Source organism: Paenibacillus sp. FSL H3-0286, from assembly GCF_045040705.1.
GTDB lineage: Bacteria > Bacillota > Bacilli > Paenibacillales > Paenibacillaceae > Paenibacillus_AQ > Paenibacillus_AQ odorifer.
On the sequence record NZ_CP150285.1, the window covers coordinates 4579019 to 4604007 of the forward strand.

General features: G+C 40.0%; 26 protein-coding genes. 4 read left to right on the plus strand and 22 right to left on the minus strand.

Annotated features, from left to right (window positions below; all coding sequences use genetic code 11):
• Window positions 1-13: 13 nt before the first annotated feature.
• The 6 genes from MHB37_RS20600 to MHB37_RS20625 all read right to left on the minus strand — a co-directional run bounded on the left by MHB37_RS20600 (window position 14) and on the right by MHB37_RS20625 (window position 4926).
• On the minus strand, window positions 14-667 hold the full coding sequence (locus tag MHB37_RS20600; protein WP_076304880.1) for a DUF421 domain-containing protein: 654 nt from the start codon (window positions 665-667) through the stop codon (window positions 14-16).
• Between the two features lie 122 nt (window positions 668-789).
• A complete protein-coding gene (locus tag MHB37_RS20605) occupies window positions 790-2028 on the minus strand; it encodes an ATP-binding protein (protein ID WP_076127331.1) in 1239 nt (412 codons plus the stop codon).
• 718 nt (window positions 2029-2746) lie between these two features.
• Complete coding sequence (locus MHB37_RS20610) at window positions 2747-3346, minus strand: hypothetical protein (protein ID WP_405168439.1); 600 nt, start codon at window positions 3344-3346, stop codon at window positions 2747-2749.
• The gene (gene fabZ, locus MHB37_RS20615; RefSeq protein ID WP_405168440.1) at window positions 3343-3783 is read right to left on the minus strand and encodes a 3-hydroxyacyl-ACP dehydratase FabZ; all 441 of its coding nucleotides are present in this window, start codon (window positions 3781-3783) and stop codon (window positions 3343-3345) included. Before fabZ ends, MHB37_RS20610 begins: the two co-directional genes overlap by 4 nt.
• A gap of 203 nt (window positions 3784-3986) precedes the next feature.
• Entirely contained in the window at window positions 3987-4460 is a 474-nt protein-coding gene (locus MHB37_RS20620; RefSeq protein ID WP_340392324.1) for a GNAT family N-acetyltransferase, read from the minus strand.
• Between the two features lie 154 nt (window positions 4461-4614).
• Window positions 4615-4926: an antibiotic biosynthesis monooxygenase family protein gene (locus tag MHB37_RS20625; protein WP_405169617.1), complete on the minus strand. Its 312-nt coding sequence runs from the start codon at window positions 4924-4926 to the stop codon at window positions 4615-4617.
• Window positions 4927-5062: 136 nt separating this feature from the next.
• Here MHB37_RS20625 and MHB37_RS20630 point away from each other — a divergent pair, with 136 nt between their 5' ends.
• Entirely contained in the window at window positions 5063-5962 is a 900-nt protein-coding gene (locus tag MHB37_RS20630) for a LysR substrate-binding domain-containing protein (protein WP_341143282.1), read from the plus strand.
• Between the two features lie 202 nt (window positions 5963-6164).
• Here the strand turns inward: MHB37_RS20630 and MHB37_RS20635 are convergent, their stop codons facing one another.
• From MHB37_RS20635 to MHB37_RS20660, 6 genes are all read right to left on the minus strand, one after another.
• On the minus strand, window positions 6165-6590 hold the full coding sequence (locus tag MHB37_RS20635; protein WP_340976449.1) for a collagen-like protein: 426 nt from the start codon (window positions 6588-6590) through the stop codon (window positions 6165-6167).
• Between the two features lie 258 nt (window positions 6591-6848).
• Window positions 6849-7337, minus strand: coding sequence for an LURP-one-related family protein (locus MHB37_RS20640; RefSeq protein WP_341143283.1), 489 nt, complete (start codon window positions 7335-7337; stop codon window positions 6849-6851).
• A gap of 48 nt (window positions 7338-7385) precedes the next feature.
• Window positions 7386-7901, minus strand: a complete 516-nt coding sequence (locus tag MHB37_RS20645; RefSeq protein ID WP_340033299.1) for a GNAT family N-acetyltransferase — start codon at window positions 7899-7901, stop codon at window positions 7386-7388.
• 1461 nt (window positions 7902-9362) lie between these two features.
• Window positions 9363-9824 carry a hypothetical protein gene (locus tag MHB37_RS20650; RefSeq protein ID WP_405168441.1) on the minus strand — a complete coding sequence of 154 codons (462 nt, stop codon included), beginning with the start codon at window positions 9822-9824 and terminating at the stop codon, window positions 9363-9365.
• A 68-nt stretch (window positions 9825-9892) separates the two neighbouring features.
• Complete coding sequence (locus MHB37_RS20655; protein ID WP_340392330.1) at window positions 9893-11185, minus strand: DUF4179 domain-containing protein; 1293 nt, start codon at window positions 11183-11185, stop codon at window positions 9893-9895.
• Window positions 11175-11723 carry a sigma-70 family RNA polymerase sigma factor gene (locus tag MHB37_RS20660; protein ID WP_076307649.1) on the minus strand — a complete coding sequence of 183 codons (549 nt, stop codon included), beginning with the start codon at window positions 11721-11723 and terminating at the stop codon, window positions 11175-11177. Before MHB37_RS20660 ends, MHB37_RS20655 begins: the two co-directional genes overlap by 11 nt.
• A 206-nt stretch (window positions 11724-11929) precedes the next feature.
• Here MHB37_RS20660 and MHB37_RS20665 point away from each other — a divergent pair, with 206 nt between their 5' ends.
• Entirely contained in the window at window positions 11930-13795 is a 1866-nt protein-coding gene (locus tag MHB37_RS20665) for an LTA synthase family protein (RefSeq protein WP_076218177.1), read from the plus strand.
• A gap of 69 nt (window positions 13796-13864) precedes the next feature.
• Here MHB37_RS20665 and rbsB read toward each other — a convergent pair whose 3' ends face one another.
• The 8 genes from rbsB to MHB37_RS20705 all read right to left on the minus strand — a co-directional run bounded on the left by rbsB (window position 13865) and on the right by MHB37_RS20705 (window position 21140).
• Window positions 13865-14788, minus strand: coding sequence for a ribose ABC transporter substrate-binding protein RbsB (gene rbsB / locus MHB37_RS20670; protein ID WP_076304874.1), 924 nt, complete (start codon window positions 14786-14788; stop codon window positions 13865-13867).
• Between the two features lie 13 nt (window positions 14789-14801).
• Window positions 14802-15770 (minus strand): ABC transporter permease subunit, encoded by a 969-nt coding sequence (locus MHB37_RS20675; protein WP_076127362.1) that lies wholly within the window; start codon window positions 15768-15770, stop codon window positions 14802-14804.
• 2 nt (window positions 15771-15772) lie between these two features.
• Window positions 15773-17254: a sugar ABC transporter ATP-binding protein gene (locus MHB37_RS20680; RefSeq protein ID WP_076218180.1), complete on the minus strand. Its 1482-nt coding sequence runs from the start codon at window positions 17252-17254 to the stop codon at window positions 15773-15775.
• Window positions 17255-17275: 21 nt separating this feature from the next.
• Window positions 17276-17671: a D-ribose pyranase gene (gene rbsD, locus MHB37_RS20685; protein WP_076304873.1), complete on the minus strand. Its 396-nt coding sequence runs from the start codon at window positions 17669-17671 to the stop codon at window positions 17276-17278.
• Window positions 17672-17673: 2 nt separating this feature from the next.
• On the minus strand, window positions 17674-18552 hold the full coding sequence (gene rbsK, locus MHB37_RS20690) for a ribokinase (protein ID WP_076201458.1): 879 nt from the start codon (window positions 18550-18552) through the stop codon (window positions 17674-17676).
• 27 nt (window positions 18553-18579) lie between these two features.
• Complete coding sequence (locus MHB37_RS20695) at window positions 18580-19560, minus strand: LacI family DNA-binding transcriptional regulator (protein WP_076127368.1); 981 nt, start codon at window positions 19558-19560, stop codon at window positions 18580-18582.
• A gap of 147 nt (window positions 19561-19707) precedes the next feature.
• Window positions 19708-20175: a DinB family protein gene (locus MHB37_RS20700; protein ID WP_076127369.1), complete on the minus strand. Its 468-nt coding sequence runs from the start codon at window positions 20173-20175 to the stop codon at window positions 19708-19710.
• Window positions 20176-20237: 62 nt separating this feature from the next.
• The gene (locus MHB37_RS20705) at window positions 20238-21140 is read right to left on the minus strand and encodes a LysR family transcriptional regulator (protein WP_405168442.1); all 903 of its coding nucleotides are present in this window, start codon (window positions 21138-21140) and stop codon (window positions 20238-20240) included.
• Window positions 21141-21298: 158 nt separating this feature from the next.
• Between MHB37_RS20705 and MHB37_RS20710 the strand changes: the two genes are divergently transcribed.
• The gene (locus MHB37_RS20710; RefSeq protein ID WP_076190600.1) at window positions 21299-21916 is read left to right on the plus strand and encodes a histidine phosphatase family protein; all 618 of its coding nucleotides are present in this window, start codon (window positions 21299-21301) and stop codon (window positions 21914-21916) included.
• 62 nt (window positions 21917-21978) lie between these two features.
• Here the strand turns inward: MHB37_RS20710 and MHB37_RS20715 are convergent, their stop codons facing one another.
• Both MHB37_RS20715 and MHB37_RS20720 read right to left on the minus strand, forming a co-directional pair.
• On the minus strand, window positions 21979-22224 hold the full coding sequence (locus MHB37_RS20715; RefSeq protein WP_036688955.1) for a hypothetical protein: 246 nt from the start codon (window positions 22222-22224) through the stop codon (window positions 21979-21981).
• A 620-nt stretch (window positions 22225-22844) separates the two neighbouring features.
• Window positions 22845-23396, minus strand: coding sequence for a polymer-forming cytoskeletal protein (locus MHB37_RS20720; RefSeq protein WP_076183054.1), 552 nt, complete (start codon window positions 23394-23396; stop codon window positions 22845-22847).
• 641 nt (window positions 23397-24037) lie between these two features.
• Between MHB37_RS20720 and MHB37_RS20725 the strand changes: the two genes are divergently transcribed.
• Window positions 24038-24949: a LacI family DNA-binding transcriptional regulator gene (locus MHB37_RS20725; protein WP_405168443.1), complete on the plus strand. Its 912-nt coding sequence runs from the start codon at window positions 24038-24040 to the stop codon at window positions 24947-24949.
• The last annotated feature ends 40 nt before the right edge of the window (window positions 24950-24989 follow it).

Consider the following 24989-nt stretch of genomic DNA (forward strand, 5'->3'; position numbering starts at 1 on the left):
TTATCATGTTGATTTATGGTTTGTTTTTGGGAAGGATATAGAGCGTTCCGTCTTCTTTATATTCAGCATAGGCAATATCCTCAATGCAATTATAACCCTGCTCTCTGACGCGTTCCTGAATCTGCTCCTTGTTCATCGATCTGCCCCGCATGGACTCTTCCAGTACCCTGCCTTTATCAATAACTGTTATGGAAAAAGCAGAAGACTGCTCAGCTTCAGACTTGCGCATAACCGATAGAGAGCCGTTCGTTTCAAGCAGAGCATACCGTACTTCACTTAGGGAGAAGATATTTTGTTGCCTCAGCATGAACAGCAGTTGGGTATACTCAATATCGTATTTCTCCAACAAATCCTGATTCACTTTGCCATCGTCAATTAGCAGCACTGTCCGGCCTTCCGCCATGTTCCCGAATTTCACAAAATGGGTGGTCACCTTTTCGAACAGATAAGATAATGCGGTCCAAATAAAAAGAGCAAACAGCAGATGCCAGATCTTCACCTCATCATCATATATCGTATTGCCGACAATTTCACTTAAAATCAATGAAGACAGAAAATCGAGTGGTGTCAATTGACTAAGCGTCTTGCGGCCGGTAATAAAGGTAATGATCCACAAACCAAAAAAGCTGATGACCAATTTGACGCCTATAGATACAAATATCTCCATTGCTGCACCTCCAGATGGGACTCGCACAGGCTCGTTACCCTTTTTACACGAAATCCATTCATGAGAGGTATTACACACTCCTAGTGGGGTATAAACAGCAAAAGATACTCTCTGCAACTTGCCTATGTTGGGATAGTTATAAGGAACGTTGTCCCTTTGCCTTTTTCACTATCGACTTCAATAGTTCCTTTCACTTTATCGACGGTACTGTAGACCATAAGCATACCCAGCCCCGTTCCTTCTGCTTTAGTCGAATAATACGGCTTACCGAGTCGCGATATTTCATCTTTAGTCATGCCGACTCCGTTATCTTTGATACTGATCATAATATTTTGTTTTTTTTCAAATATATCGATAAATAGCGTACCGCCATCGGTTTCCTTCATCGCTTCTATACCATTTTTATATAAATTAATTAGACACTGCTGAATCTGGTTTCGGTCATAGTTTTTATTTAACGAATTATTAAAACTAAATTGGACATCTACTTTGTGCATAGTGGCATAAGGCATTATGATATTTTTAGTATATTCTGATTCTGCCTTCATATTGGAGTAAACCATGTTTTCAGATTGTGGCTTGGCAAAGGAGAGATAATCACTTACAATTTTTTCTGCTCGCTGTAGCTCTTGTAGAGATAACTCTACAAAGCCCTTTTCCTCTGGCGTCATCGTTTTAGATTTATTTAATAGCTGCAAAAAACCACTAGTCACTGTAAGTGGATTTCTGATTTCATGGGATACGCTTGCCGCTAGCTCGCTGACGACATTTAATCTTTCCGATTGAACAATCCGTTCCCGATTTTTAATATTGGAGATAATCTTCTCAATCAAAATCATAATGACACTCATCACCCCAACATGAGTTGTCAACGCATTTAATGAAAGAATCCAAAATTGCCTGTCTAAGGAATCCTGAACAAAACCTAAAATTAACAGATAAACCCCCATAATTAGCAAAGCAATCAGACTTGCCGCAATCACACGGCCCTTCGATGGTAATTTTAAAAATCTATTTTTATATAACGGCACCAAAATCAGAATCGCTGTCGCAAATAGAAACGAATAAAATACTCCACCTCCACCCACATAGAATCTGTAAGCATTCAAAATAATATATAGAGGAAGAACGTTCCTATATCCTCCAAACAGTGCCACAATAATAAACGGAATGTACCTTAAATCAAAAATATAGCCAATTTCAAGTCTGATAGGTTTTGCAATACAGAGACTCATGGTCACTGCAGACATAAAAACGAGAATCAATCTATTGTAGGAATAGGCCCGATTCTCAAAGAATATTAGAAATGTTAATACTGGAAAAAGCAAAAACAAAAAATTTAAAAGTAGGGTTTCAAACAAGAGATGACTTCCTTTCAGCCTTTTGCTGCGTAAATGAATATATTCAAGGTTATATTAAGAGTTTTAGATCATTACCTAAGCTAACATTATAAGTCACAGTATTGACTATACACTATGTATTTCTCAACCATTTTTCAAATAATCCCAAAAAATCATACTATAGAACCACAATTAGCAAAAAAATACAGACATCTGAAATCTGTTTGGGGTCATCAATTTTCGTATTCCTGAATATCTAAATTGTAAACTGTACCTTCGTAGTTTTTAAGGGCTCATAATTCTAGAGCTGCCACCTTTCTGTATCTGAGAGAAGGAGAGGATTTCATTGCATCCCATAACCGTAATCGAAATTGTAACGTCGGTTGGGTTTGTCCTTGTCATTTTTGTTATAGTATTAGTTTCACCTACGAGGATTAGAAAACTCGGTTTAATCGTAGCCTCTATATTAACATTACTTTTGCTTTTATCCTTTGCGATTCGTCCCGTTTGGATCCCACCAGAAGGCAAATCTCCTGAGGAAGGAACGCATTCGGAAATGAATCATTAAGTTGTCTTTCACAGAAAACAGCCATCCCCTCAGGATGGCCAGTTTTTATTTCACTAAAAATCCGTTAACTGTGATATAGAGCGGAGTCAAACTAACTTCGCTCGGATCTCCACTTTTGATAATAGCAATGGAGACAGCTATAAGCAATATTTTCCGGAGAAGAAATAAGTACTACAGCCTAAAAACAATTTGATTTCCTGTCTCATTGTTCTTGAAGGGTTTACCATGTTCCCTGAACTCTAATATAACACCTGAAGGATCGTCAGAAAGCGGTGGAGAAATTACGTAATTATAAGAAGCTTGTCCGGTTGAACTTCCGCCATTCATCATTCGACTATCATATTCTTCTCCTATAAACAGCTCGAAAAAGCTATGGATATGAGAATTTGTTGGAAGCTCAGTTGTTATGTCCCAATCTATATTAAGGGTGACCACACTAGCATTACTATATTGGCGTATAGAGGTCAGTGTATAAAAAAATCCATCTTTCTCAATTGATTTAAGAACTGCAATATGTTTTCTAAAATCAATTGGCTCAACCATCGGTTTAAAATGATCTTCACTTAGCAACGTCCCAAATACCGCTTTCAAAAAATCCTCATAGAGCTCATAATTTTCTGCCCATTTAGAGATAGATTCAAACGGTGGGAATCCTGGATTATTATTCGAGATTTTCTTTCGTTGCTTGATCAATGCACATATTTGCTCGTCAATATCCTTAATTTGCAGATCGTAATGTTCGGTTGGTCGTACAAAGGGCATCCTTTTCATTTTGAACCTCCTTTTTGCACAAATGCAAAAGAAATCTCAGCTTCACATACAAGCTCACTATTTACTGTTGCGGTGCCTTTGCCTTTTACAATTTCACCTTTCATCCGATTGACTTCGAATTCGAGAAGAAGCTGATCCCCAGGCGTTACTTGGTGCTTAAAACGGGCATTATCAATGCCAACTAATAACCCTATCTTGCCCATCAGCTTCTCGTTTTTGCACATTGTGATTCCGCCTACCTGGGCTAATGCCTCCACAATTAAAACACCCGGCATAACAGGATGCTCAGGAAAATGGCCGCTAAAAAACGGTTCATTAATGGATACATTTTTAATACCTACTGCTCTTTTGTTCTCCTCCAGCTCTATAATTCTGTCCACTAAAATAAACGGATACCGATGAGGAATAAGTTCTACAATCTGCTGTATATTTAGCATAATTCCCGTCTTAGCCTCCTAAAATACTTTTTGGGTAATTTTAACATTAGAAGTGATTTTATACTACTCAAAAATACCCGGACAACTGACCTATAACATCACTTCTGTAGACCCTAAAAAAACAACGGCAGTCCTGGACTAGTAAATAAAGTCCACGACTGCCGCTTTTTATTGATCTATTGTACCCTAGCTTAAGATTCAACTCAATTAACAAACACCTGTGTCTTTCTCCCTGCTTCAATTCGTTCAGTGAATTTTCCGCCAGTGTATTCCTCTATCACCTTTTTCCAAAAGCGTTGTGCGGGCTCGTTATTATCTATTTGGTAAACTTCCCATTGCCCCTTATGTATATTAAAAATATCTTTTGCAACTAGTCTACCTAATCCTACTCTCCGATACTTTTTTATAATAAAAAACTCTGCAATGGAAAAGTATAAATCATCATCTCTATTTTTTATTTTGACTAAAACGAATCCAGCATTTTTCCCATTCAGAGTTAACAGATATGGGAAATTCGATTCTTCTGTCCAGTAATCGTTGAGAGGATAATCATTAAATTTTCCGTTTTCTTCAAGGTGCAAATCCATATACTCGGAGAAATCATACATATAAAATTGCATTAGGTTGTTGAGGATTTCTTTTTCTTCAAGGGTCGCCCTTTTAATTTGATAGTTCATCTAAAAACCATCCCATATCTATATTTTATCTAATTAGTAACGGACTCTTCTATTTTCTCGGATAAGTTTCTTCGCATCCTTTTGAAATAAAATGATTGTTGTTGTACGCTTCAATGGATTGTTTCCCAATTACTTTGCAGTAATATTTTACCACTCAAGAATACTCTCTTTCAACTTTACAAATTTTCACTTTGTAATTTTGGTACCATTCTTTCTTACCTTTCTCCTGAGCAACTTTGTGAGATTGATGTTGTTTCCAGTTACTAATCGCCTCTAAGCTCTCCCAATAAGAAATCGTAATACCCGCTCCTGAAGAATCCTTGACACTTTCCACTCCTAAAAACCCAGGTTGCCCGGACGCAAGCTGCTCCATTTTTTCAGCCATAAGGTTATATCCGTTATCCCCCTCCGTACGTTGACTTGAAAATATGACTGCATAATAAGATCCGTTTGATTCATGAACCATTCCGCTCAAACTCCCCTTTAATCCTAGATGTTTTTATATAAAACAGATTATACTATTATAATTAAGATAAAAATAATGAATATTAATCGTTAGTTTAATGAATTTTTTTCATACATTATTGAGGAGAGAAATCATTATGAATCTTTTAAAATATCAAATTTTCAGTAAGGTAGTTGAGATCGGCAGCATTACCAAAACAGGAGAGATATTAAATTTAACACAATCAGCCATCAGTCATGCGCTTTCTAGCTTAGAAGCTGAATTCGGACTGTGTCTTCTCATAAGAAACAGATCGGGTATCCGGTTAACCAACGATGGCGAACGTTTAATCCCACATATCAGAGAAATCCTCCACCTTAATGAAAAACTCAATCAAGAAGTAGCTGCATTAAAGGGTGTCGAAATCGGAACTGTGAAAATAGGTACTTTCTCTAGTGTATCGATCCAATGGATGCCTCAAATCATTAAACAATTTCAAAATCAGTTTCCACATATTGAAATAAAACTACTTGATGGTAACTACTCTGAAATAGAAGAATGGATTGCCGATGGAACCGCTGACTTGGGATTTGTTAATCTGCCTACTCGAGATGCTTTTCATGTGGTCCCTCTTCAAAAAGATAGGATGGTCTGCATTATGTGGCAAAATCACCCTCTCGAACGCCAATCAACCATCCGCCTTGAGCAATTGATTGATGAACCTTTTATCATGCCCATTGCGGGTTGTGACACCGATGTAAAGCGAATTTTCTCGCAAAATAAACTCACACCCACGATCAAATATGAATTAGAAGATGATCATGCCATAATCGCCATGGTACAAAATGGTTTAGGATTAAGTATTCTCCCCGAAATGATTTTGTCACATCTCCCCGACAATGTATGTTATCGCCCATTGGAAGGCGAGTATTGTCGTTCTATTGGTATTGCAGCTGCCTCCATTAAAAATGCCTCTCCAGCGGCAAAAAAACTAATTGAATTCATAACACAATGGATCACCAACGTGCCCATCCCTCCGCATTACCGTGATTTATGAGATGGCTCAACGCGCTGTCTGTAACGGCAAGCTTTAAGGCTATCCTTCGCAGAGTAGTCCCTTTTTTGATCCAGCATTAACGTTAGCGTCAGGGGAAACGATTCTTCACTATGTATCTTTTGAGAAATTCACAACTCCCGGGACACGATAATTTGCACAACATAGAGAACAGCCTGCTGGCTGTTCTCTATCGCTGTCTGCCTTAGAAGCACGTGAACGAGCTAATCCGATTCAAATCAATGCCGAAGTACGACCAGAAAAAACCATTCCATCTGAACCCTGCAATAGAATTACGTCCGACGAATACCGGAAAGAACCAGAATTGCTCGCCGTTGTTCAGCCAAATGTATGTGTTGCGGAACAGGCAGCGTCTGATCCCGCCGGGATCAATGGCAAATGTGGTAGACGACATTTGTGGCACGAATTGCGGTGGAGGAGCCGTCGGCGCTTGAACGCCTCCCGGTGCACCCCCCGGAAATTGTCCGGGGGTTCCACCCGGAAACCCTGGTCCCCCTGGTCCTCCTGGTCCTCCTGGTCCTCCCGGCATGCCAGGTCCGCCAGGTCCGCCAGGTCCGCCTGGGAATCCTGGAAATCCCCCGCCGGCACCCGGTGTTGGAAAAAATCCCATATGTGATCGCTCCTTTCATGAGTAGGCATAATCATCATATGCATTCGCGGAGAGAGCGTTTGGGCGCAATAGGCGTTTTTTCAAAAAATGAAAATCAACAATAAGATCTAACATAGGCACTATCGGAAACCTAACTTGCCTCTACTTATGGTACGTTCAGCGCATCATAGATAAACTGACCAATTACACTCAGCTTTACCTGCAGAATTTATTCCGTCCACATCACTTTACTAAGTTCTTAACTTTAATATGGAATCTTCACTGATGTGATGTAGATGCCTGGTCAGCCTTCACACAATCAATAGCGACAACGAATGCAATCATGAGCGTCTCCATCTCATCCTTCAATATTTGAACCTTATAGCTATCCCCCCAAGTGAACCATTCCTTGTCCACTTTACCGATGACTACACCATGCTGTAAAACCTGAAAATCCATGTCCCACCAATTACCATGTACCTCAATGTCAGCCGCATCAATCGTATAACGTGCTTTAAAGAAAGAAAACTCCTTCTTAATCGTCAATACCTCTCGACCATCTACTTCTACAAAAAACTTTGGTAAAAAACTGAACACTTTTTTCGTAATAAGTGCGACTTCATCTCTTGTTGTATTCATGATGGAGAATGTCTTGGGAATTTGCATAAAACTGCCCTCTACGTAATAGACATCTTGCTCCTGCTGATTCTTTACCGTGAATTTACCACTTAGACTGAATACCTTTTGTTTTATATAAAGTTGCTTCATTCTAAGCCTCCTATCGTTCCTCTTAGTTAACATCATTTTAGACAAATGTTATAGTTGTTTTGTCATAATAAAATCTATTTGTTCTTCTTCACCCATATAAAAAGAATGAGTTCCTGTATGAACAAACCTCATTTTTTCATAAAAGCTAATAGCGTTTTTATTTTTTTCCCAAACCCCTAACCAAATCTTCTCTTTATTACATTGTACCGCTATTTCTATAGCTTTATTTATTAGATATTTCCCAAGCCCCTGTTTATGAAATTTTTTTCTAATATAGATCCTCTCGACTTCAAGTGAATCATTACCCATTACTTCAGATTGAGCATCCTCGGTGTTTACCTTTAAATACCCAGCGATTTCTTCATTAAAATAAATAAAATAGAATTCTGATGAGCTATCCGACAATTCTTTTTCTAATTGTTTTAAGTTAAATGCTCTATCCAGGTAGGCCTTCATATTTTCAGGTGAATTTTGATTACTAAATGTCTCATTAAATGTTTCAACACTAATTCCTTGAAGTGAACCTAGATCTTCGACCGTGCACTTTTTTATATTGATAGCCATATTGTTTTCTCCTTTTAAAATATCAATTTACAAATAAACTCTTATTTCGAGCTCTAATTATATGGTGTTATGCAGATGTGACAGGAAAATAGTATAACATAATTGTTGTATTTGCAACAAAAAAACTAAGGATTTACCATTCATTCTACCTATTCGCGTATTGGCGTAATCAGTCTCTATGCGGCAGTCAGAACTCCAAAAGGGGAAGCGAACGAGGTTTTGGGGATTCGATGATGGATGACGGTTACTTTCGGACCCAGTTGACGTTATTTGCGAAGATTTCGGCTTTGGAGCAAAGTTTGGGACTCCAGTGCAGTTATTCCCCCGAAAAGGCTGCTTTCGGGGTGTTTTTCAGGCCAATAGCGACTATACGGTCCGTTAGGGTTCCAAAAGTGAGATATGACGCGTCTAAGGGTCATCTGAGTCCGATAGATGCTTCCGGGCGCGCAAACGTGATCGAAGAAAGTGTGGCTTAAAGGTGATGATAGCGGAAGTAAGCCAACTTTGAGAAATCGGTGATAGCGGTAGCAAACGAAGTTTGAGGATTCGGGGATAGAGGGAGCGAGGTTTGGAGTTCGATGATGGATGACGGTTACTTTTCGGACCCAGATGACGTTATTTGCGAAGATTTCGGCTTTGGAGCAAGGTTTCGGACTCCAGTGCAGTTATTCCCCCGAAAAGGCTGCTTTCGGGGTGTTTTTCAGGCCAATAACGGCTATGCGGTCCGTTAGGATTCAAAAAGTGAGATATGACGCGTCTAAGGGTCATCTGAGTCCGATTTATGCTTCCGGGCGCGCAAATTCGATCCAAGAAAGCGTGGCTTAAAGGTGATGATAGTGGAAGTGAGCCAACTTTGAGAAATCGGTGATGGAGAATAGATCGGCGAGATTTGCGGGTCTACGATGGAGAAAGTCAGCGGGATTTGGAAATCAGTGATAGCAGTAGCAAACGAAGTATGAGGATTCGTGGATAGAGGAAGCGAACGAGGTTTGGGGATTCGATGATGGAAGATGGCTACTTTCGGACCCAGATGACGTTATTTGCGAACATTTCGGCTTTGGAGCAAGGTTTCGGACTCCAGTGCAGTTATTCCCCTGAAAAGGCTGCTTTCGGGGTGTTTTTCAGGCCAATAGCGACTATGCGGTCCGTTAGAATTCCAAAAGTGGGATATGACGCGTCTAAGGGTCATCTGAGTCCGATAGATGCTTACGGATGTGCAAATGTGATCGAAGAAAGTGTAGTTTTTTTTGGGGGATAGCGGAGGTGACAAAAGTAGAGGGTTCTTGATGATGGAGGAAGCAAACGAAGTTTCAGGATTCGCGGATGGAGGAAACGAGCGACGTTTGGGGGACGATGATGGAGCAAAAAATGAGGTGCCCCAGCAGCCATTTTCGGCTTTTGGGACACCCATCCTTTCCCAATGCGCATATAGCGCGGTATGGTGGACTGGTAAGAGCCCAGTTAAAGCCATCTCATAAATCTTTTTTTAGATAGTTTAATCTGATTACTTTCGGCCCATGCGGTTAGTTCTTTCATTCCCTTGTATTCTTCGTCAAGAAAACTAAAACATAATCTATAGGGAGGAAATTTGTGATCTACAGGTTTAATGCCTATTACGGGTATGAAATAGCCCTTTACATAAATATTCTCAATTTGATTCGCTTGAATTTCTTTGTTTTCTACTATTATAGAGTCCGGAAGAATCCGAACCTCAATGAACTTTCTAATCGTAATGATCCTATAGAGCAATATGATTACAACAATCAGACAGAAGGTCGACCATATATAACCAAAATAAAGTAATACTTTAAACTCCGTATTATTTCTGGTATTTAACAATAGTATGCCACTTGAAAAAATCATAGAAAACAGAAGCGACATTAACGACGGACGACTCACCTTATAAGCACCTATATTTTCCATAACCCCCTCACTTTCTCAGACTATTATAGCTTACTATATTTCATAAATTATGGATATGGCACTTCTTTTTAATCCACAGGAATCTCAATGACCTTGTTATATTCCTTCATATAATGTATTCCTTCTATCAGAATACTTTCAGGTTTCGTTTGTGTATCAAATAATAAGGTGCGTTCCTTCATGAGTTTACCGTTCGTTTGTTCTGACTCTTTTTGATTAATTGTTGTTTTTAAAGCCGTGTTTTCGTTAGCATTTTCTATAGACACACCATCCAGCATTACATCCTCATCTGTAGCAATAGTTACTTCAATCCCTTGAGCGGTCTTGGTCACATCTTTAATCCATAATTCTTTATCCCCCAGTAGAATCGGCTCATTACTATCAGCATTTAGAGGATACTTCTCTTCCAGCTTCTGATATCCAACAAACTCTTTAACAACCAGCTGCAATGAATGTAATTCTTTTGGCAAGGTGTCATAACGAATATCAAATGATCTCCCACCCAGCGAGGTTTTATTGCTACTACCTAATATTTCTACAGGCTTTCCATTGGCAATTAATTGAATGCCTTCTAACCCTAATCTTATTCGATCGAAATTCTCGACATTCATACTCCCTTTAATCACAGTCATGGTGGGTGTGGCCGTGATCGACTTGAAGGTAATTGATCCTTTGTCGGCTTTGACCTTTTTATTAATCGACTGTTTGATCTGAGTCACCATCGCTTGATTTGGATTATAAGAAAACGTTATGCTCCCTTCACTCATCTGCCCTTTCTGTGGAGGTCCCCAGTAATGAAGTGTTAGTTTTTTCGAGAATGGGCTTACGCTATCAAATGTCATCGTGCCTTTTATTTCTGTATGTTCGTCGTTGATTAAAGATACGCCGCTTCTTATGTTGGAATTCGTGAGAAACCCTTCTATTTTTGAAGGACTAAAATGATCTCCCGTCTCCTCTAGTCCCTTAGGATTGTTTAACGTGTAATACACAATAAATTGATTGGCATCTGCCATAATTCCGTTAATCGTAAGTTCTGTTCCATCTGCTAACGTCGTCTTTTTGTCTATGCTTTGTCCCATTCCTTGTTCATTGAGTTGTTGTAAAGTTCCCTCTAACACCTCATCAAAACCAAATAACTTTTTTCCATAATAAGCGAAGGCATTATAGCTGTTTCCAGAAACTACTATCACTAATATAATGACGGCTGCAATCTTCCAGAGGGGCGAGCTTTTTCTTTTTATTCTTTTTGGAGGTGCCGAGTCTAAAGCATTTCTTAATCTCATTTCTAAACCCTCAGGTGCAGTTATGGACTCTAAGTTCCTCTTCTCATCCACTAATCGTTGTTCGACGTTATTGTTCATCAACATCACCTCTGTAATGATTTTTCAGCGTTTGTAATCCATTGTAGATCCTTGATTTAACAGTTCCGATCGAGACCTGTGTGATCTCAGCTATCGTTTGATAATCGAGATCATGAAAATATTTCAATTGAATTGCTTCTCTTTGCTGCTCGTTCACATGTAACAATAACGCCTGCATATCCATTTGCTGTTCACTTTTATGATAAGGATCGCCTGATGTAACATCGGCTTTTTCCTTCTCGTCAGTGATGCTCCAGTCCTCTAATAACACCAGCTTGCTTCGCTTATGAAGTTGCCTTTTACAGCCGTTTACCAAAATCGTCTTACTCCAGCTGTAAAAAGACTCCTCTTTCTTAAGTCGGTCAATCTTCTCGTATAACGTAACTATCATTTCCTCCATGGCATCCATAGCATCATGCGCATTTCCCATATAGCTGTACGCAAGCCTATAAAAAATATCTTTTTCATACATGATTAATTGCAGCAAAACTTCTTTATTTCCCTTTTTAGCTTTTTTCACCAATCGAACAACATCCATGCCTTCACCTCTCTCCCCTATATGAGTCAGGAGCACTGTAAAAAGTTCATCTTCATAAAAAATTTTTATATATCGTGAACTATTCAATCCACCTAAACTGTAATATTCAGGAAAATTTCACTCAGACATACCCAAATCTAGTTGATTTTAAACGCTTCAATGTAATAGAATGAACTAATCTAAAAAGAAAAGGATGGGCATAAGCAATGCCGTTTAAAGAACCTCGTACACTTAGTAAAAGATCTCTGCTATTCTTCTCTCTCATTATGCTTGTAAAAAGCTATTTTGCCTGGTACTTTCTATTTGAAGATGGCCCTACTTGGACCACTTGGCTTAAAGAAATCCCTTTTGTACTTCTAGTCTTTTGCTTGATTGAATGGTTCGCTACGAAACGAAAAATTGCAATTTACATGCTTGTCAATGTATTGATTACTACTCTATTTTTCTCATTAATTGTATATCATAATCATTTTGGCATCATTGCTACTTCGCAAGTATTAGATCAGGTCAAACAAGTGGGAGCCGTAAAGAAAAGTATATTTTCGGTCCTTCGTCCTCAATATATGCTTATCTTTGTGGATATCATTGTCATCAGCTTGGTGATGTTTAGAAAACAGAAAGCGCTGGATTGGAAAAAAGCTATGTCGCGCAAAAGTAACCGTAAAGCGGTGGCAGTCCTGTTCTGTATTTCCATCATCATTTGTGCAATGAATATTTTTCCAAACCGTGCCAGTATGAACGAAACGATTAAAGCGGAACAAATGGGCATTCTTAATTATGAAGCCTACTCTCTGCTAGCTGATCAAGAGGAAGAACAAATTGACGTTTCTGAGATTACGCAATCCACTATTGATAAAACTAAAGGAATTCAAGCTAGCTCTAATCCGGTTTTATTTGGAGCCGCCAAAGGAAAAAATCTAATCATTCTGCAAATGGAGTCTTTCCAGAACTTCTTAATCAATCTAAAGATTGATGGACAAGAAATCACACCAAATATGAACAAGCTTGCCGCCAGCAGCTTCTACTTCCCGCGTTTCTACCAGCAGGTTGGACAAGGCAACACTTCAGATGCAGAGTTTATTGTGAACACTTCTTTTTATGTACCCCCTGATGGTCCAGCTACCCAAATGTACGCTCCTAAAGAGCTACCAAGCTTACCCAAGCTGTTGCAAGCACAAGGTTACGATACGGCAACATTCCATACGAACGAAGTCGACTTTTGGAACCGTGGTGAGCTTTATAGTGCTTTGGGATTCAATCGTTATTATGATAAAACTTACTTCGGGGAAGAAGACACTGTATTCTATGGCGCTTCTGATGAAGTTTTGTATGAAAAAACAGCTGCAGAGCTGGCAAGAATGGATCAGAATGAGCAACCTTTCTACTCCCATGTAATTTCGATGTCATCTCATAATCCGTTCTCCATCCCAGAGGATAAATACAAAATGACACTTCCAGAGCGATTCGAAGGAACGCTTGTTGGCGATTATATTCGGGCTCAGAATTATGCTGATTATGCGCTGGGACTTTTTATCGATGAGCTCAAACAAAACGGTGTGTGGGATAACAGCTTGATCGTATTGTACGGGGATCATCGTGGACTGCCTATCTTCTCTCTAAAAGAGGATGATCATCTCCTACTGGAAGAGATTCTCGGCCATGAATATTCGGAACGTGAATTGATTAATATTCCGTTGATCATGTCAGCGACAGGGATTACAACTCCTAGTGTAAAAGAACAACTAGGCGGGCAAGTGGATATTTTACCTACCGTATCTAATTTATTGGGTGTCTCTCTTGCAGATCATATTCATTTCGGACAAGATCTCTTGAATCAATCAACTTATAACTTACTACCACAACGGTATTACTTGCCTACAGGATCTTTCGTAAATAACGAAGAGCTCTTCTTATCCGGCAGTGGCTTCGAGGATGGCCAGCATTATACTTTATCTGGTAACGGCAACCAACCTCTGCAATCCACAGAAGACGAATTCGAGCGTGCCTTACAGCTGCTCCATTTGTCAGACAGCTATGTTACACAGCTACCGGATAGAGTTATTGAAGAATAAGCTGCAATGTATAGCAAAAAAGACTGTGCTCACCAAATCGGTGAGCGCAGTCTTTTTCTATAATGGTTATTATTTTGACTCTTTAACAACTAGTTTAAGCGGTGCCGCAATCAGCTTCTCTACGGTTTTGCCTTCTAATACATCCTTAGCGGCTTGAATGGCTAGTTGGCCAATTAATTCAGGCTGCTGCGCAACGGTTCCTGTTAATTTACCAGCTTCGATGGATTTAAGTGCATCTTCATTTCCATCAAAACCAATCACAGGGATATTCTTGCCTGAACTTTGAATGGCTTCAATAGCACCTAGCGCCATTTCATCATTATGAGCGAAAACTGCTTGTACGCCAGGATTTCCTTGTAGAAGGTTCTCCATAACGGTCAGGCCTTTCGTGCGGTCGAAATCAGCTGTTTGCTTAGCAATGACCTCTAGCTGGCTGTCCGCAATCTCATGGAATCCCTTACCGCGTTCCCGAGTCGCTGAAGCTCCTGGGGATCCTTCTAGCTCGATGACCTTTGCACCTTTCCCAAGCTGCTCTACAATATATTGTGCCGCCATAGAGCCACCCTTTACATTATCAGAGGCAACAAGAGCTTTGATATCCCCTTGATCTGCGGAACGGTCCAACGTAACGACGGGAATATTTAAACTGTTAGCTGTTTGCACTACTGTCGAGATCGCTGATGAATCCACTGGATTGATCAATAACGCATTCACACCTTTTTGCATCAAATCTTCGACGTCATTACTTTGTTTAGCAGAATCATTTTGGGCATCAATGACAAGGACTTCCAAGCCTTGCTTCTTAGCCTCGGCCAAAACACCATCTTTAACGGATACAAAGAAGGGGTTATTTAAAGTAGATATGGATAATCCAATCTTCATATTCTCCATGCTTCCACCACTGCGAGGCTTAGCCCACTCTGGAGGCTCCAAGGAACAACCTGTCATGAGAATTAATAGTAAGGAAGTAAGAATCAAAGTTAACTTTTTCATGTTGGAATCCCCCTTATACGGCTTTCTTACGGTCTATGAGTACGGCAATAGCAATAACGATCCCTTTGACCACCATTTGGTAAAAAGAGGATACGCCGAGCAAGTTCAATCCATTGTTCAAAATCCCGATAATCAATGCACCAATCAATGTGCCCACGATACGTCCACGACCACCAGTTAAGCTCGTACCGCCTAATACTACAGCTGCGATAGCATCCAACTCATAAGATGTGCCTGCTGTGGGTTGCGCTGAGTTCAATCTGGAAGTCAGGATCGCTCCTGCCAATGCGGACAACATACCGGTCAATGAATAGATCATTATTTTAATGCGGTCGACTTTAATCCCTGAAATAATAGATGCTTTTTCATTACCACCAATGGCATAGGTTTTACGACCAAATGGAGTTTTGTGCAATACAACCCATAAGACTGCGAAGACGATGATCATTGTTATAGCAGGTACAGGTATTCCCAGTAAATATCCACGGCCAAACAATTGGAAGGTCATGCTGTCTCCGAGACCTGTGATCGGATTTCCGTCTGTGTATACAAGTGTTAATCCCCGGAAAATCGTCATGGTCGCCAACGTAGCGATAAATGGCGCCATTTTACCTTTTGTAATCATCAGTCCGTTAACCATCCCCATCACGCCACCCGCTAAACAACCTACAATAATGGCTAAGACAGGATCCCAACCAGACAACATCAGGTTAGCGGTGAAGGCACTGGATAGGGCTAGAATAGAACCCACCGATAAATCGATACCACCCGTTAGAATAACAAAGGTCATCCCAAAAGCGATAAGCGCATTTATGGCAACTTGTCTAAGCAAGTTCAGGATATTAAGGGGCTCCATAAAGCTTGGGTTCAACACCGTAACGATAACAATTAGAATAATCAGCCCTAGTAATGGACCTAGCTTCTGTGTAATTTGCCCGATTTGAAAACCTTTATTTTCTCTCTCACCTTTGATAGTTGTCATTACTATTGCCCCCCTGTAGCTAACGTCATGATTTTTTCTTGCGTAGCTTCTTGTTGTGATAGCTCTCCACTAATTTCCCCTTCATGAACCACTACGATCCGGTCGCTCATTCCTAAGACTTCAGGAAGCTCTGACGATACCATGATTATGGCGACTCCACGTTCCGTTAATTCGTTCATGAGCTGATAGATCTCCCGTTTAGCTCCTACGTCCACTCCACGGGTAGGTTCATCGAGGATAAGCACACTTAAGCCGATCCCAATCCATTTGGCGATGACCACCTTTTGTTGATTCCCCCCGGATAAATTCCGGACTAAAGTGGAGGAAGACTGTGTCTTGATGTGCAGCCGCTTGATAAGTATGTCTACAAATTCTTGTTCTTTTTTATCAATGATTACACCCTTAGGAGCGAAGCTATATAAATTTGTAAGCACCATATTGTCTCGAATAGAGAAATCAAGCACTAACCCTTCATCTTTACGGTCCTCCGTAACGAATCCTATCCCCGCCTTCATCGCATCATTGGGATTTCGAATCGTGACCTTTTCTCCCCGCACCATAATCTCACCACGGTCTAACGATTCCAATCCGAATAAGGTTCTCATCATTTCTGTTCGTCCAGATCCCATTAATCCTGAGAAACCTAAGATCTCACCCGAACGAACGGAGAAATTAACATCTTTAAATTGCCCTTTTTTCGTGGCATTTTTAACTTCAAGAACAACCTCTCCGGGTTTGGAGGTACGCTCAGGAAACCGGTCGGTTAATTCACGCCCTACCATCTTCCGAACTACATCATCGAAGTTAGTCTCTGGAATGGGCTTCGTGTCTACTGTTTTCCCATCTCGCATGACCGTTATTCGGTCACATATCGTAAAAATCTCTTCCATCCGGTGCGAAATATACACGATGGAGACGCCTTCCTTTTTAAGGGAAGTTATGACTTCGAACAATTTCTGGATTTCCCGTTCGGTTAATGCCGCTGTCGGTTCGTCCATGACGATAACTTTTGCATGAGTCATAAGCGCTTTTGCAATCTCAATCATCTGTTTCTCCCCTACCGAACATTCCCCCGCCTCTTGATTTAAGGGAATCGTTACGGAGAGCTTACGAAACTGTTCATTTGCTAACGCTTTCATTTCTTTCATATTTAAGATCCCTAGTTTGGAGGTTCGTTCCTTACCAATAAACAGATTATCTAGAACTGTCATATCCGGCCACACATTCAACTCCTGATGGATAAAAGCGATCCCATAACGTTCAGCCTCTTTGGGATTGTTAAAGTATGTTTCCTGACCATCTATACTAATGGTTCCTTGATCACGCTGATGCAGTCCAATCAAAATGTTCATCAGAGTAGACTTTCCTGCACCATTCTCTCCCATTAGGGCATGAACTTCACCATCCTTCAGCTCAAAATCCACACCCGTCAACACACGGTTAGCCCCAAAAGATTTATAAATATCCTTCATCGTAATGTGCATATGCTTTGAACCCCCTTTTTATCAAAAATAGACCCCGGCTTGTAAAATACAGTTTGCATACGGCTTAGCTTCCCCCGTACGAATGATGACCTTCGCATGCTGGGTTAACAATTTAAATTGTTCATGTGAAATCGCCTCTATAGGTATTTCCTTAAATTTGTCATTCAAGTATTCAGAAGTGTCTTTATTTTTTGCTGCTAATTCCTCTGCCACGATAACTTTCTCTATGACCATATCCTCTGATATGATTTCGACAATCTCTTGAAAGCTGGGAACTCCCAATTTAAGCGCTAAATCAATCTTTGGAACACCAGATGGAACGGGTAATCCAATATCAGCAATGACAATCGTATCGGTGTGGCCTAAGTCAGTAAGCACTTTGGAAATATGACTGTTTAAGATTCCTTGTTTTTTCATAATTAAAGACTCACCTCCACCTCTACTCTTGTTGGCATGCCACCTTGGGCACCAAATTTTGTGACGGATAAAGAAGCGGCGCGATTGGCAAACTTTACACTAGTTCGAATAGACTTGCCTTCAGCTAGAGCAACAGCAAATGCCGCATTAAAAGTATCTCCTGCTCCAGTGGTATCTATAGCATTCACTTTATAGGTGGGAACTAAAACTTCCTGTTTACCATCGTAATAACGCACACCATTGCTGCCCTCGGTTATAAATAACTTATTGGGATATTTGCGTAAAGCTTCAGCAGTACTCATCTCAGGAAATAATATTGCACATTCATGTTCATTGGGAGTTAAATAGGTGGCATTGTTTATAATCGTTTCACTGATAGGCCGAGCAGGTGCTGGGTTAAGCAACATAGGCACATTGAATTTATAGCAAATCTCACTTACATAAGACACCGTCTCTTCCGGAATTTCTTGTTGGATTAATACCATGTCAGAGCCTTTAATATTCTCAAGTGCCCGTTCAACCAATGCAGGAGTAACTAAATCATTGGCTCCTTTTACAACGATAATGCTGTTATCGCCTTCCGCTAAAATGATGTGAGCTGTCCCACTTTCGACATGTGTAACCGGTTCCACATTGGCGGTAAAAACGCGATTCTTTTTCAGATTATCCATGATAGCGGTACCATAGAAATCATCACCTACACAACCAACCATCGTAACTTCTGCTCCTAGACGGGCAGCAGCGACGGCTTGGTTCGCACCCTTACCGCCCGGAACGGTGGAGAATTGTTCTCCAAGCACAGTCTCACCCGCGTGAGGCCGCTTATTCGAAGTCACTACTAAATCCATTGAACAGCTGCCAATTACACATATCTTAGCCATATTCATCAACCTTTCTCATGTTGTCATCTATTCTTTACTTCTTGTAGTTTCCCGCTCCACAAAGCTAACGGGTAGTTGAATAATCTTCTCTTCCACCTTATCTTGCTCAATTAGCTTAATAAGTAAACCCGCTGCTTCTCTACCCATATCATGTGCCGGCTGGCGAATGGTGGATAAAGCAGGTGACAACAAGCTGCTGAGCGGAATATCATCAAATCCGATGATTTGCAGATCCTGCGGCACTCTTTTACCTAAACGATGTGCTTCATGAATGACTGCCGTCGCCACAATATCATTACTGGCAATTACGCCATCCGTATCTATATATTTATCAAATAACTCCACAGCCCATTGTTCTGCTACTGTATGGGAGAAGGATGAAGTTTCGATCACATTATAGCTGATTCCCATTTCATTAAGGACTTCAATCGCCCCAAGAAATCGATCTTGTGCAGGTTTGATATGCGCCGGTCCTTGTATCACTGTAATTTTTTTGCTTCCCCGTGCGATAATCTCCTGTGCTGCAAGACGTCCGCCCTTTTTGCCATCTGCGTATACGGAAGGGCTATCATTAGAAGTACGGTCCAGAAATACAACCGGAATCTTCAAGTTAGAATAAACGTCACTCTCAGGGAAATTGGTTGACGATATCATGCCAATGACATTGTTTTGGATAAAGGTTTGAATATAATCCATCTCTTTGTCCTCGTTCTCATCACTATTGCCAAAGATGATCCGATAACCTTGCTCCTGCATCCGATCCTCTATCCCCCGCGCTAACTGCGGGAAGAACGGGTTAGTAATATCAGGCAAGAGCAGCCCGATTAATTTAGATTTCCGCTTGTATAATGATCTTGCAACCTCATTAGGGGTATAATTCATTTCTTTGATCGCTGCCTCAACCTTTTTGCGAGTATCGATATTCACATATCCAGATTCATTTATAACCCGTGAGACTGTTGCTACCGAAACTCCAGCTATTTTTGCGACATCTTTGATCGTCATCATTCTTTCATTCCTCCCCCAATGTGTAACCGGTTACATGTATTACATAAATTAGATTATCACATAACCTTTTCATTTACAAATCTTTTTTTCGATCATAAAGCTAACAAAAGATACCAACTATATATCGATATCTTTTGTTATTTGAATTTATTTATCTGCAAAGCGATTTAATAATTTTATTGTATTGAAATGCATACCTTCATGGTAAAGTGTGAAATTTATGAATTCACCGATTGAATTTAAGGTTAATCCACTTCCTGTTGTAAGAGGGGTTACTTGCTCACTTAAGCGATTGTGAAAAGCTTCCTGGATCCGTTTGGGTTGCTCCGTAAGCATCTCAAGTAAAACTTCAAGCGTTGGCGGTTCCTCATTCCACTCGGCTGGTTTAGTCCCTTTCGCAAATAAGCGTTCAAAGCTTGCCGGCAATTGCATAAGCTCCCGAGCAGAATGAAAGGCAAACTTCTCTTGCACCAAATAAATATGTCCCAAATTCCATCGGATATTGTTATTAAACCCTTCTGGAATGCTATTCAAAGTTCCCTCAGATAGTCCCTCGACAGCACGCACAGTAACACTTCGCACAAACTTAATTTGTTTGAATACAATTTGATCCATTATGACCCCTCCTAATATTTTCATCCATAGTTTACCATGAGATTATCTTTAATTTCCTAAAATTATTTTATACTTAATTGTTTCATAACGAGCGTAATAAACGACTGCATATAACTTTCTTGAAGTTCCTTCTTTCTGTAGCCCATCCATATCGAATGCTTGGAGACTAGATTTTCTACTGCTATTTTAGCTAATGTTCCCTGATCAAGATAAGGTTTCGCCAACAAAGCGGATACATAACTAATTCCATAACCGGCAATGACAGCTTGAATAACTTCATTCACTCCATTAAATTGAAGCCCAATCGTTGGCTGCTGTACACTTCTTTCTTCACACAACCGGACAAGCCGCTCTCTGGCTGCACTGCCCTCTTCCCTCATAATAAATGCTTCAGACATTACTTCTTCAAAGCTAGCCTGCTGATTGGCAATAGGGTGATGGGAAGAAACCACGAATACATACTCGTCCCTATATAACTCCCGATGTTCGAACACTCCTGTATTATGCGAAGGAAACTCCATATCACTGTAAATCGCCACGTCTGCTTCAAAATTATTTAATTTTTCCATGACACCATGAGAATTAGTAGTAGTGATCTGAATGTTAACTTCCGGAAAAGATTGTTTGAATAATGACGCCCACCGGGGAATGAGGATGCTTGTCGCCAAATAATTACCTGCAATCCGCAGATTCCCCTCAGGAAATTTGTGATAGTCTTCAATGATTTGCTGGACTTGATCACCCATGGCAAAAAACTTCTCAAGAGGTTCGATTAACCTTTTTCCTAAAGGGGTGAGCACCATCCTCTTTCCTTTAATTTCAAATAATAAAATATGATTCTCCCGTTCAAACTTACGGATTTGCGCTGATATAGCGGGTTGACTGATATGCAAACGTTCAGAGGCTTTGGTCACACTACCTGTGATCGCAACGTAATAAAACAATTTTAATACATGATAGTTCATCGTGATCTCTTCCTCACTTCATAAAATAATATCTGTATTCGCCGCTTATCCTCAGCCATTTTACTATAACTATACATTATGGATGTTAACTATTATATATTGTTTATTTATATTTATTTATCTTATACTTACAACTATTCATAAGGGAGGTCTCGTTAATGACAAAAACAGTATTATACTTAACCCGCCACGGGCAAACAGAATGGAATTTACAAAAACGAATGCAAGGGCATCAAAATTCTGCGCTTACAGCCTTGGGCGAACAGCAGGCGGAATGGTTAAGAGATCGTTTGGAAGTAGAAAACTTAGGCGCAATTTATTCTAGTACTAGTCCAAGAGCATTGCATACTGCGCAGATTTTACGGGGAAAGCGGAGTTTACCTATTCATCAGCAAGTTTCTTTAATGGAAATTAACATGGGGAGCTGGGAAGGAATGAATACGGATCAGATACAACTAGAATCCCCTTTACAATATTCCCATTTTTTCACCAGACCCGATCTATATATTCCTCTAACCTCAGGTGAAACTTACAAGCAGCTTGAACAAAGAGTAGTGCCGACAATGGAGCGCATCATAAACGATAACGTAGGGCTAGAAGTGCTCATCGTCACGCATCGGATGACTTTAAAAGTCATTATGGCTTATTTTCTCAATAAATCATTGCAGGAAATTGGGGAGTTACCGGATATTCTCTCTACAGCATTATGTAAAGTAACCCTAACTGATAACAATACAACCATCGATCTGTATGGAGATACTTCACATTATCAATGACTATGGGTCAAAAAATAAAAAGGTAACTCCGATTAACGGGGCTACCTTTATAGGGTTCAACATTAAATATCCACACTTTTGATTATAAAACTGCGGACCTTCATCCATTTGCCTGAAATGAATTCATCAATCGTTTTCGTCTTTGGTCTAACGCAAAAGCGATGTTTTGCCCCTTTATCAAAGCCCACAGCTTCAAAAATTAGGCTATCCCCTATTTGCTCCTTGAAGAACACCTGCTTTAATCCCAACCTATTTAACATTTCAAGCTTTACGCTCTCAATATATGTGCGCGAATACTCCTTAGACATATGTGTTCCTCCTAGTAGTGGTAGTAATATTATAAGTCAATATGAAGAAAATCAACAATAGTTCATATATTCATCCACAAAAAACAACCAGGCAGCGATTCTCCGTTGGAGGTTCACTGCCTGGTGTTTTGGGTCTGCGGTGGTTTGCTTGAGTAGGTTACGAGCTAAGCTTAATCATTCGTAGCTTTCGGATACCCACTCCGTTGTAACGCACTATCTTGTTGAAATTTGTAAGATAACTGCATTCTATACACTTATTCCATATCCACAAGGGCTAATTCTAACTTTAAGTGTATTCTATACAATTAAAAACTAGAGAAATAGCCTGTAGAGTATTAAATCAAGAAAATAGATGTACTAAATACAGCTATTTTCATTGGCCGGGCATTTTGAGCATTTTAGTTGTACAAAATACAGTTAAAACCATCTACTGTACACTTCAATACTCCATTACTTGTTACTTCAAAGCTTCCGTCGGCTCTCATATGGTAACTAGATGGGGTGTAGTCCATTATGAGTTTGCCCATTCATACTGATTCCTTTTTCCTGAACCTATCCGGATAATTCTATCTATTTAGTCCTTCAACTCCTACATCTAACTAATCGAAAACATCACTAACTTATTTAACTTCAGTTGCCCCAGTTACTTTACCTTCAATCCCTGCAGTTGCTTTCACATCTTCGTTTGCGAAGTAAAGATTTCCATCAATAGTCGAGGTTTCATGCAGATTAAATCCGTTCGCTTCTACATAAACATCACCTTTAATGGTTCCGCCTTGAACTCGTAAATTTTCACTTTGTACAGTTAACTTAGGTACAGTGAGTGTGTAATTGGCAGTAACTTTGTGATCAGCGTCTTGGGCATAAAGAGCAATCTTACGGTAGATGTCGCCGTCTGCGGCCCCTTTATCATGGAATTCGCCTTCAACAACAACATCTTGGGCAATAGTCACATCATTTAGAATGGCAATAATCCAGTTTCCATCTTTACTTACAGCCTTGGTAAACGCATCTGCTTGATTTACGATTGAAGCTGTAGTAACTGCATCCGTTTGCTCTGTAGTTGGAGCCGTAGTAGCCGCCGAATTAGTCGCATTATTATTATTCGCACCACAACCAGACAAGACTGCAACCGAGACGCCTGCTACTAACATCATTTTAAATAACTTCATTTGAAATCCCCCTTGTTTTTGATTATAAATTAATTATATATTAAAATTTTTAATAAACAGGTGAAAAATTTCACAATATTGTGTCGTTATCTGAAGCGGTTTCACAAAGATCACTAATCTCCATCCGGAATCGTATCCATAAGTAACACCTCATCTCGCTGCCCGTTTTAAGTTCATAGATCTTAATACTTATTTACCCAAATTTTAAGAAAGGTCACAAAGGTGATTAATTCCACACAAAAAGGACACTCCCAACAACTGCGGAAGTATCCTCATAGTCTTTATTACTATAATTTTTTAGATTAAATACCCTCTTGAAAAAGATATGGAACCATCATACTCTACGCTTACTTTTTTAATGTTAGGTTTATGCAAAACTCCAGCATAAAAATAATACAGCGGAAGGATGACCATTGGGTCAATAAGCATTTTTCCAGTTTTTGCATAAAGCTTGTTTCGTATAATTTAGCTTAAGACGATTATCAAGCAGATCTTCCCAGAGTTGAATCTCAAGGGCTACATTCTTCCATTTCTAGCTACTTAACAGGGTCATCTGACTGCTCACTCACCCCCCATTGACGCTTTAGAATCAGAATGTTAATCTTTAGAAAATATCACAAGGATAAGGGAGCTATTTACTGGTGAAAAAGACAACCATGAAGGACATCGCACTTCGTGCCAATGTCTCCGTCGCAACAGTGAGCTATGTTCTGAATCGTGTCGGCAACCAAACCATTCCTGAGAAAACGCGCCAGCAGATTCTTCAGCTTGCCGAGGAACTGCATTACATACCGAATCTGGCAGCACGTTCACTTGCGAATCAGAAAACAAGATTGGTCGGTGTGCTTGTTAACACATCAGCCCATACCCCACACTGGAAGCTCCATGCCCAGTTCTCATTTATACATGCCTTGGAACAACGGTTAACAAATGCTGATTACCATACGCTGCTATATTCACTTGATGTTGACCAGCCTTCTTTGGATATTATCGTAGAAAGAAAGCTGGAGGCTGTATTTCTGATCGATGTGCGCGAGGAAGCCTTTTATTCGATCTCCAAGCATTTTGTAGAAGGAATTCCTTTGATTCTGATCGACAGCATGATTGAAGATAAACTCTTTAAGCAGGTCCTTTTCAACTATCGAGCAGCTCTGCAAAAGGTAAAACCACAGGACCTTTCACAGGTATGTTTAATTATGGAGAGCTTCAATAACTCTTTCCTCACCCGCTTTATTCAGGACAGTCTTCCATTACCTCACGAAGCGATATTCACCGTTGTCAATTTGGAGGAATTAAATACATTCTTACAGGAGGGGGGCTATAAAGAGGCCATTGTCATTAATGAGTTTATTGGAAGTTACGTTGAAAAAAACGGGAGGTTCGAACAACTCTCTGTTCTTTGCACCTGCAATTGTCCGGAAATATTAGGAGATGACGTTCATAAATTCATTTTCACAGGGGATAAAGCGGCTACTGCATTTGAACTCATGGACAAATTATTGCATCATTCTGACTACTCCGCACAAGAAAATAATTGTTATTTTGTAGAATAATTTTTCGGCTATTCACTTAAGCGTTTAAGTTGAAAGGAGC

Coding starts and splice junctions, on each gene's coding strand:
- MHB37_RS20600 (WP_076304880.1), bottom strand. CDS start 667: ATGGAGATATTTGTATCTATAGGCGTCAAATTGGTCATCAGCTTTTTT.
- MHB37_RS20610 (WP_405168439.1), bottom strand. CDS start 3,346: ATGAAAAGGATGCCCTTTGTACGACCAACCGAACATTACGATCTGCAA.
- fabZ (WP_405168440.1), bottom strand. CDS start 3,783: ATGCTAAATATACAGCAGATTGTAGAACTTATTCCTCATCGGTATCCG.
- MHB37_RS20620 (WP_340392324.1), bottom strand. CDS start 4,460: ATGAACTATCAAATTAAAAGGGCGACCCTTGAAGAAAAAGAAATCCTC.
- MHB37_RS20625 (WP_405169617.1), bottom strand. CDS start 4,926: ATGGTTCATGAATCAAACGGATCTTATTATGCAGTCATATTTTCAAGT.
- MHB37_RS20630 (WP_341143282.1), top strand. CDS start 5,063: ATGAATCTTTTAAAATATCAAATTTTCAGTAAGGTAGTTGAGATCGGC.
- MHB37_RS20635 (WP_340976449.1), bottom strand. CDS start 6,590: ATGGGATTTTTTCCAACACCGGGTGCCGGCGGGGGATTTCCAGGATTC.
- MHB37_RS20640 (WP_341143283.1), bottom strand. CDS start 7,337: ATGAAGCAACTTTATATAAAACAAAAGGTATTCAGTCTAAGTGGTAAA.
- MHB37_RS20645 (WP_340033299.1), bottom strand. CDS start 7,901: ATGGCTATCAATATAAAAAAGTGCACGGTCGAAGATCTAGGTTCACTT.
- MHB37_RS20650 (WP_405168441.1), bottom strand. CDS start 9,824: ATGGAAAATATAGGTGCTTATAAGGTGAGTCGTCCGTCGTTAATGTCG.
- MHB37_RS20655 (WP_340392330.1), bottom strand. CDS start 11,185: ATGAACAATAACGTCGAACAACGATTAGTGGATGAGAAGAGGAACTTA.
- MHB37_RS20660 (WP_076307649.1), bottom strand. CDS start 11,723: ATGGATGTTGTTCGATTGGTGAAAAAAGCTAAAAAGGGAAATAAAGAA.
- MHB37_RS20665 (WP_076218177.1), top strand. CDS start 11,930: ATGCCGTTTAAAGAACCTCGTACACTTAGTAAAAGATCTCTGCTATTC.
- rbsB (WP_076304874.1), bottom strand. CDS start 14,788: ATGAAAAAGTTAACTTTGATTCTTACTTCCTTACTATTAATTCTCATG.
- MHB37_RS20675 (WP_076127362.1), bottom strand. CDS start 15,770: ATGACAACTATCAAAGGTGAGAGAGAAAATAAAGGTTTTCAAATCGGG.
- MHB37_RS20680 (WP_076218180.1), bottom strand. CDS start 17,254: ATGCACATTACGATGAAGGATATTTATAAATCTTTTGGGGCTAACCGT.
- rbsD (WP_076304873.1), bottom strand. CDS start 17,671: ATGAAAAAACAAGGAATCTTAAACAGTCATATTTCCAAAGTGCTTACT.
- rbsK (WP_076201458.1), bottom strand. CDS start 18,552: ATGGCTAAGATATGTGTAATTGGCAGCTGTTCAATGGATTTAGTAGTG.
- MHB37_RS20695 (WP_076127368.1), bottom strand. CDS start 19,560: ATGATGACGATCAAAGATGTCGCAAAAATAGCTGGAGTTTCGGTAGCA.
- MHB37_RS20700 (WP_076127369.1), bottom strand. CDS start 20,175: ATGGATCAAATTGTATTCAAACAAATTAAGTTTGTGCGAAGTGTTACT.
- MHB37_RS20705 (WP_405168442.1), bottom strand. CDS start 21,140: ATGAACTATCATGTATTAAAATTGTTTTATTACGTTGCGATCACAGGT.
- MHB37_RS20710 (WP_076190600.1), top strand. CDS start 21,299: ATGACAAAAACAGTATTATACTTAACCCGCCACGGGCAAACAGAATGG.
- MHB37_RS20715 (WP_036688955.1), bottom strand. CDS start 22,224: ATGTCTAAGGAGTATTCGCGCACATATATTGAGAGCGTAAAGCTTGAA.
- MHB37_RS20720 (WP_076183054.1), bottom strand. CDS start 23,396: ATGAAGTTATTTAAAATGATGTTAGTAGCAGGCGTCTCGGTTGCAGTC.